Here is a 6,159-nt window from a genome sequence, read left to right as displayed (position 1 = left end):
AACGTGGCCAATCGTGCCAATGTTAACGTGCGGCTTGTTGCGCTCAAATTTGCTCTTTGCCATGGGTACGTTTCCTGTGGTCAAGTATGAATAATGATCAGCCGGCAGGGCCGGTTTGTGGAGCCGTTTAAGGGTTTCAGGGGATTTGCGCAAGACTTAATTGCGCGCGCCCGGGCCGGCCGCCGCTGGCCTTTTCCTGCCGATATATAAGAAGCGCGCGACGCCGCTACAAGATTCAGTGCTATCGAGCTACGAATCGCAGCCGCAGTAAAACATTCAAACGCTTAGCGATGAACGTTGACTTGATACATTAATTCGAAAAGAAGGAGGAAGCCGCTATTGGAGCGGGTAGCGGGAATCGAACCCGCGTATTCAGCTTGGAAGGCTGCTGCTCTACCATTGAGCTATACCCGCGGGCCTTCGATCCAGAAGCAGAATGGTGGAGGGAGTTGGATTTGAACCAACGTAGGCTGAGCCAACGGATTTACAGTCCGTCCCCTTTAACCACTCGGGCATCCCTCCATTATTCTGTCGGGATCTTTCGACCAAGCATTTGAGATCGTGAGACAACCAGCGACTTGGCCGTGCCGCTCTCGATCTGTGGCCGGGTATATGACTGCCCCGTTTCGTCCTGTCAACACGGGTCAGCGGAAAATTTCCGATTTTCTCCACAGCCGTAAAAAAGGACCCGACGCTGAAAACCGTTTCGCCCCGCGTGCAACCTCTCTATAAGACGGCAATGAGCAAAGATCGCACCGGCGACAAGAGCGCCAAGGACACCCATTACGCCAACCTTCGGCGCGCGCATCGCGACGCCAAGCGGGAACGTGGCGAAATCCCCACGCCAAGAGAGGACAAGCGCCGCAAGGCGCCGGCCGACTGGAGGCCGCAGCCGCTCTCGCCCGAGCAAGTTCTACTCTATGGCCTGCACACGGTTCGCGCGGCGCTGGACAATCCGGCTCGCGAGGTCATCCGCCTCAGCGTTACGCCGAACGCGGCCGCCCGTCTGGAACTCGGCGAGCTTTCGGCCCTGCCCTTCCCGGTCGAAACGGTGACGCCGCAGGATCTCGACAAGATTCTCGGTCCCGACGCGATCCACCAGGGCGTGATGCTCGAGACCCGCCCGCTGCCGCATCGCCGGCTCGAGGCTCTGCGCGACTGCCCGCTGATTCTGGTGCTCGACCAGGTGACCGATCCGCACAATGTCGGCGCCATCATGCGCTCGGCCGTCGCCTTCGATGCCGGCGCGCTGATCACCACCATGCGCCACAGCCCGACCGAATCGGGCGTGCTCGCCAAATCGGCCTCCGGCGCGCTTGAGATGATCCCCTATATCCAGATCACCAACCTTGGCGATGCCATCGAGGAACTGCATCGGCTGGGCTTCCAGACGATCGGACTTGATTCGGAAGGGCCGCAGCCGCTGGAAGGGACATTCAGCGGCGAAAAGATCGCCCTCGTTCTCGGCTCCGAGGGCAAGGGGCTTAGGCAGAAGACCCGCTCGATCGTCAACGATCTTGCCCGGCTCGACATGCCCGGCGCGATAAAGTCGCTGAACGTATCGAACGCAGCGGCGATCGCGATGTATGCGGCGCGCCAGCATCTGAAGCGCTGACATCGCCAGGCGTTCCGGGCCGCCTCACCGCAAAGCGCGGCGGTCCTCCGCAGCTCACAGACAACGGCGCCAAAGCCGAGGCGGTAACGCGAAATAGCGCCTGTGGAAATTTCCGCTCCGGTGGGATCGCGGAGCGCTGCGCCGTGCAGTTTCGAAAAAGATCGGAATGAGGACGGCAAGCCGCTCTTCCGCGTCAGAAACGGATCGATTGCCCCGCAAGGCTACCCGGTGTGCTCATGCCGGCCGTAGGGCAGCCTTCACGCAGTTTCTTCCAGGTCGTGACGTTGAGGTTCATCTCGCAGCGCGCGAGGTAGGCGTTGCCGTCGACACGCAGGCAAGCGACCTGCCCAAGTTCGTATTTGGAACCGTCTCGATTGCGGCAGGTGCAGCCATGATCCGGCGGCGCAGCAAGGGTCGCTTCGGCGGCGAGCAAAAAGGCCACCGCAGCGGTCATGCCCCAAAGGATCGTCCGCCCGTCCATCATGAGGGCATTATAAAGCAGATATCGATGTTCGAAAACGGACAATGCCGGCTGCTTGCGCAACCGGCACCGTCCGCACGTGGGGCATACGCCCCTCCCACCGGATCACCTCGGTGATCCGCTGAATTTGGTCTTAGCTCGCCAGGCGAAGCACGCTGCCTTCCGAGATGGTCTTTTCGGCCTCGGCGATCGCAAACTGCTTGCTGTCGGCGCTGAGGTTCAGGCCTTCGGCGCGCACGAATTCGACATCGGTGATGCCAAGGAAACCGAAGACCGTCTTCAGGTAAGATTCCTGGTGATCCATGACGGCCGCCGGGCCGGCGGAGTAGTGGCCGCCGCGGGTGGAGGCGACGATAATCTTCTTGCCCTTGGCGAGGCCTTCCGGACCATTCTCGGTGTAGCGGAAAGTCTTGCCGGAGACGGCGATGCGATCGATCCAGGCCTTCAGCTGGCTCGGAATGCCGAAGTTGTACATCGGAGCGCCGATGATGACGGTGTCGGCGGCGAGGAATTCTTCCAGCATGTCGCGGCCAAGCTTGACGTCGGCAGCGAGACCCGCGTCGACGCCTTCGAGGTCGGCCGGGGCCATGATCTGGGCGCCGGTCAGATGGGGCAGCGAGCTGGCAGCGAGGTCGCGATAGGTCACCTGCGCATCCGGGCGGTCAGCCTTGACCTGGGCGGCAAGGGCGGCCGTCAGACGGCGGGAAACCGAGTGGTCGCCGAGGATACCGGAGTCGATATGAAGAACGTTCATGGGAACACCTTTGTGTTTACGTTGCGGTGATCCACATATGAGGGGAAAACAATGGCCCGATAAGCCAGCGGATATTTGACATACTGTTTCCAGACGGAAACAATCATACCCATCATCCGCACCTCGGAGACAGGACAATGCAGGATCTGAACGACCTCGGGCTTTTTGCCGCCGTCGTGCGAAACAACGGCTTCAGTGCTGCGGCACGGGACCTCAATATACCCAAATCCAAGCTCAGCAAACATGTGGCCCGCCTCGAGGAGCAGCTCGGTGTGCGGTTGCTGGAGCGCTCGACCCGCAAGCTGCGTGTCACCGATATCGGCCGGGTCTTCTATGAGCATTGCCAGAGCCTTCTCGACGGGGTGGCTGCCGCCGAAGCCGAGATCGCCGCCGTGCGCGCGGAGCCCTCGGGCACGGTGCGGCTCGCCTGCCCGCTCGGTTTCACCCCTATGCTTGCCGACATCCTGCCGGCGTTTCACCGCCGCTACCCCGGCGTCCGGCTGCTGATCACCGCCACCAACCGTCGCATCGATCTGATCGAGGAGCGGGTCGACGTGGCGCTGCGTGCCCGCGGGCAGCTCGATACGGACAACCAACTCATCATCCGCAAGTTCGGCGAGGTTCGCGAGCGGCTTGCAGCCAGCCCCACCTTCCTCGCCCGCGCCGGCGAGATCACGATCGAGAACCTCAGCCAGCAGGCGACGCTGTCGATGAACGAACAGCACCCGACCGATGTCTGGCGGCTGGTTTCGATCGATGGCAACACGACGGAAATCACCCATCGTCCGATCGTCGGCTGCAGCGATTTCCTGATTCTCGAACGCGCCGCGATCGAAGGCATGGGGGTCGCCCTCTTGCCTGACCATATCTGCGAGCGCGCTTTCCGCGCCGGCGTCCTTGCGCCGGTGCTGCCGGAATGGACGTCGAACGACGTCGTCGTGCACCTCGTCTTCCCGTCCCGCCAGGGCATGTTGCCGGCGACGCGGGCGCTGATCGACTATCTCGCCGAGAACCTGCTCAACGCCCTGCAGAAATGCCGCGAGGTTCCTGTGCGCATGGGGCCGTCCTTCGACATCTGATGCCGCACGGCGCGGCTTTTCCGATCAGCAGCGGCAGATCATCAGCACGTTGCCATCGGGATCGCGAATCGTGAACCATTGCTCGGACTGCACCGGCGTCACGATCTCGAGACGCACGGAGAGCGCCGGACTAAGCGATGCGGGAGCCGGTGATCGATCGAGCGTTGACCGCTTACTCCGACCAAGGCTCCGCATCTCATCGGCGGCAAAGCTCGCCGCCGTCTGCAAGCTCGGCAAAAGACTTGGCGCCGACGTCATATCGATAGGCGATCACCTCCACTGTGCAGGCGTTCGTCGATCGCGCGCAAGCCTCCATCGAAACGCAGAGAAGGCCTTTAGCACCCCAGACCTTCGCAGGGGGATTGTCATAGATGCCTTCGTAGATCGTCTGCGTCCGCTTACCGCCATCACGCCACTCAACCACGATCTCCGAACGAAAGTGGTCATAACCGATGTTGCTGTATCCCACGGAATAGCGGACCGCCCCCAAACCGGAAACTTGGGTCGCGCTCGAACTCATCTCAGTCCAATCGGATCCCTCCTGCGCGTTGGCAGGGCTCCAGACGACAAACCCACAAAGCAGAACGACCGCCCATCTGACCGGCGCCAGTGCCGCGGGGTTGGTAAGGCTGCTTTTGGCGGCAGCCGAAAGAACGTGTTCGATGACCAAGACCTTTCCAAGAGAGCCAGCTGACGAATGCTCGTCCTCCGTTCATCGGCGCTGGAGAAACAATCGGCGGTGGCCGAAACCACTGATTCCCTATATTTCAGGAGGATGAGAACTCTTGGAAGACTGATCATCTCCGCCGTCCTGGCGTTCCTTGTCAGCCTTATCGTCGCGGGGCTGTTCCTACCCGTCTACGGCATATTCGAGGGCGGGCCGTACAACTGCCTGAAGGATGGCATTGCGGTATGCATCGCCGGCATACCGCTGAGCGCGCTGATCTATGGGCCGCTATTTTCGATTGCCGGCGTTCTGATCGGCACACCAGTGTTCATGGCCATCTTTGCGATGCGTGACTAACTGCTCGCTTTGCGCCGACGGTGTACCCGCGGCAACACGCCGAACCTGAAATTCCGGCTCGAATAGCCGCCAAAAATTCGGAAAAAACAATGGGGAAGAAATGAAGTGGTGCCCCCAGAGAGACTCGAACTCCCGACCTACTGATTACAAATCAGCCGCTCTACCAACTGAGCTATAAGGGCACTTGCTTTGGTGGGAGTTACCATAATCTGATGTGGTGTAAAGCAAAATTGCGAATTCTCCCAATTTTTCAGATGCGTTCGGTTCCGGGCCATGCCAGAAACGATAGAGAGAGATTGCCGCTGGCGGCGCATAACATATCGAGCGGACTAGAGTTTCATGGCCCGAACGTTCACTTCCCTAGCCTTTCTCGCCTCGTCCGCGGAAGAGGCACAAAAGGCTGCGGCTGATCTCAAGGCGATCTATGGCGACCATGATCCGTCGAAGGCCGATGTGATCGTCGCGCTTGGCGGCGACGGCTTCATGCTGCAGACGCTGCATCAGACCATGAACAGCGGCAAGCTGGTCTACGGCATGAACCGTGGCTCGGTCGGGTTCCTGATGAACCGCTACAGCACGGAGAACCTGACGGACCGAATCTGCCAGGCAGTCGAGAACGCGTTTCATCCGCTGGAGATGCAGACGACCGACGTCTATGGCGAGAGCTTCACGGCACTTGCGATCAACGAGGTCTACCTTTTCCGCCAGTCCTACCAGGCGGCGAAGCTCCGCGTCCTGATCGATGGCAAGACAAGGCTGGAGGAGTTGACCTGCGACGGCCTGCTGGTCGCCACCCCTGCCGGCTCCACCGCCTACAATCTCTCCGCCCACGGGCCGATCCTGCCGCTCGAGGCCCCGCTTCTGGCGATGACCCCGGTCAGTGCCTTCCGCCCGCGCCGCTGGCGTGGCGCGCTTCTGCCGAACCATGTCACAGTCGAGATCGAAATCCTTGAGGCCGACAAGCGGCCGGTAAACGCGGTGGCCGACCATCAGGAAGTGAAGTCCGTGGTCAAGGTGAAGATCGCCGAATCGGAAAACATGACGGCGCGCATCCTCTCGGATCCCGATCATTCCTGGTCGGATCGCATCCTCGCCGAGCAGTTTTCGAACTGAGCGCACGTTCTCCGCGCGACCTATGGTATCATTCTGCCGGCTAGGTTTCCGCCGGCCCGCAGTAAACGGCAACCGAGCCGCCGCCTTAAGGAC

At 60.9% G+C, this 6,159-nt stretch carries 7 protein-coding genes, 3 tRNA genes and 1 pseudogene; 4 read left to right on the top strand and 7 right to left on the bottom strand.

The features are described from left to right. From ASE71_RS36480 to ASE71_RS17880, 3 genes and pseudogenes are all read right to left on the bottom strand, one after another. Positions 1–63 (bottom strand): annotated as a pseudogene (locus ASE71_RS36480) (elongation factor Tu); the annotation flags it as partial. A 277-nt stretch (positions 64–340) separates the two neighbouring features. Further along, positions 341–414 (bottom strand) — tRNA-Gly (locus ASE71_RS17885). Between the two features lie 23 nt (positions 415–437). Next, positions 438–522, bottom strand: a tRNA-Tyr gene (locus tag ASE71_RS17880). A gap of 217 nt (positions 523–739) precedes the next feature. Here ASE71_RS17880 and ASE71_RS17875 point away from each other — a divergent pair. Then, on the top strand, positions 740–1,615 hold the full coding sequence (locus tag ASE71_RS17875; RefSeq protein WP_034795465.1) for a TrmH family RNA methyltransferase: 876 nt from the start codon (positions 740–742) through the stop codon (positions 1,613–1,615). A gap of 193 nt (positions 1,616–1,808) precedes the next feature. On the opposite strand, the gene ASE71_RS17870 is transcribed toward ASE71_RS17875, so the two are convergent. Next, positions 1,809–2,069, bottom strand: a complete 261-nt coding sequence (locus ASE71_RS17870; RefSeq protein ID WP_234824438.1) for a hypothetical protein — start codon at positions 2,067–2,069, stop codon at positions 1,809–1,811. Positions 2,070–2,229: 160 nt separating this feature from the next. Continuing rightward, positions 2,230–2,850 carry an FMN-dependent NADH-azoreductase gene (locus ASE71_RS17865; RefSeq protein ID WP_034795463.1) on the bottom strand — a complete coding sequence of 207 codons (621 nt, stop codon included), beginning with the start codon at positions 2,848–2,850 and terminating at the stop codon, positions 2,230–2,232. A 137-nt stretch (positions 2,851–2,987) separates the two neighbouring features. Here ASE71_RS17865 and ASE71_RS17860 point away from each other — a divergent pair, with 137 nt between their 5' ends. After that, complete coding sequence (locus ASE71_RS17860) at positions 2,988–3,929, top strand: LysR family transcriptional regulator (protein WP_034795460.1); 942 nt, start codon at positions 2,988–2,990, stop codon at positions 3,927–3,929. A gap of 196 nt (positions 3,930–4,125) precedes the next feature. Here ASE71_RS17860 and ASE71_RS17855 read toward each other — a convergent pair whose 3' ends face one another. After that, entirely contained in the window at positions 4,126–4,599 is a 474-nt protein-coding gene (locus ASE71_RS17855) for a hypothetical protein (protein ID WP_200949989.1), read from the bottom strand. 27 nt (positions 4,600–4,626) lie between these two features. Here ASE71_RS17855 and ASE71_RS17850 point away from each other — a divergent pair, with 27 nt between their 5' ends. Continuing rightward, positions 4,627–4,953: a hypothetical protein gene (locus ASE71_RS17850; RefSeq protein WP_200949988.1), complete on the top strand. Its 327-nt coding sequence runs from the start codon at positions 4,627–4,629 to the stop codon at positions 4,951–4,953. 106 nt (positions 4,954–5,059) lie between these two features. Here the strand turns inward: ASE71_RS17850 and ASE71_RS17845 are convergent. Beyond that, a tRNA-Thr gene (locus tag ASE71_RS17845) sits at positions 5,060–5,135 on the bottom strand. A gap of 157 nt (positions 5,136–5,292) precedes the next feature. On the opposite strand from ASE71_RS17845, the gene ASE71_RS17840 reads away from it, so the two are divergent. Next, complete coding sequence (locus ASE71_RS17840) at positions 5,293–6,066, top strand: NAD kinase (protein WP_034795458.1); 774 nt, start codon at positions 5,293–5,295, stop codon at positions 6,064–6,066. The last annotated feature ends 93 nt before the right edge of the window (positions 6,067–6,159 follow it).

The sequence above is a fragment of the Ensifer sp. Root954 genome (assembly GCF_001429005.1).
In the GTDB taxonomy this organism is placed as follows: Bacteria; Pseudomonadota; Alphaproteobacteria; order Rhizobiales; family Rhizobiaceae; genus Ensifer; species Ensifer adhaerens.
The sequence above is the reverse complement of the archived record's forward strand: the minus strand, read 5'-3'. Positions and strand labels throughout refer to the sequence as shown.